Below are 732 nucleotides of genomic sequence, written 5' to 3'. Positions count from 1 at the left end.
TGATATTCTTTTCGGGGAAGTGTGGAGCCGGAACAATCTGCTTTCGCTCCGCGACCGTTCCATCGTAACCGTAGTGGCCCTGATGTCGCAGGGACTGACCGATTCCTCGTTCAAGTACCATCTCGAATCGGCGAAGAAGAACGGAGTGACCCGAACCGAGATAGCCGAAATACTCACCCATGCCGCATTCTACGCGGGCTGGCCGAAAGCATGGGCGGCTTTCCGTATGGCAAAAGAGGTTTGGACCGGCGGTAATGCAGACAGCGTGGCGGCAGGTTCGCTCGAAGCCTACGCGCAAACTATCATTTTCCCCGTGGGGAAACCCAACGATGCCTATGCCAAGTATTTCATCGGCCAGAGCTACACGGCTCCCGTGTAACGGACGGAGTCCCCGTGGTAAATGTGACCTTCGAGCCGGGCTGCCGCAACAACTGGCATGTGCACAAGGCAACGAAAGGCGGCGGTCAGACACTCGTATGCGTGGGCGGTCGCGGCTACTATCAGGAGTGGGGCAAAGAGCCGGTGGAACTACATTCCGGGGATGCAATCAATATTCCGGCAGGCGTGAAACATTGGCACGGGGCTGCTCCCGACAGCTGGTTCTCGCATTTAGCCATCGAAGTGCCCGGTGAGAACAACAGTACCGAATGGCTGGAACCTGTCGGTGATGAAGAATATTCTAAATTAAAATGACATGAAACAGATAGTATTGATACTTATGAGCCTACTTAC

1 pseudogene is annotated in these 732 nt (G+C 54.6%); it reads left to right on the top strand.

What is annotated here, in order from left to right:
• Window positions 1-693: pseudogene (locus QVP90_RS03305) on the top strand (carboxymuconolactone decarboxylase family protein); the annotation flags it as partial.
• Window positions 694-732 lie beyond the last annotated feature (39 nt).

The sequence above is a fragment of the Bacteroides sp. CAG:189 genome (assembly GCF_000432295.1).
Lineage (GTDB): Bacteria > Bacteroidota > Bacteroidia > Bacteroidales > Bacteroidaceae > Bacteroides > Bacteroides salyersiae.
The sequence above is the reverse complement of the archived record's forward strand: the minus strand, read 5'-3'. Positions and strand labels throughout refer to the sequence as shown.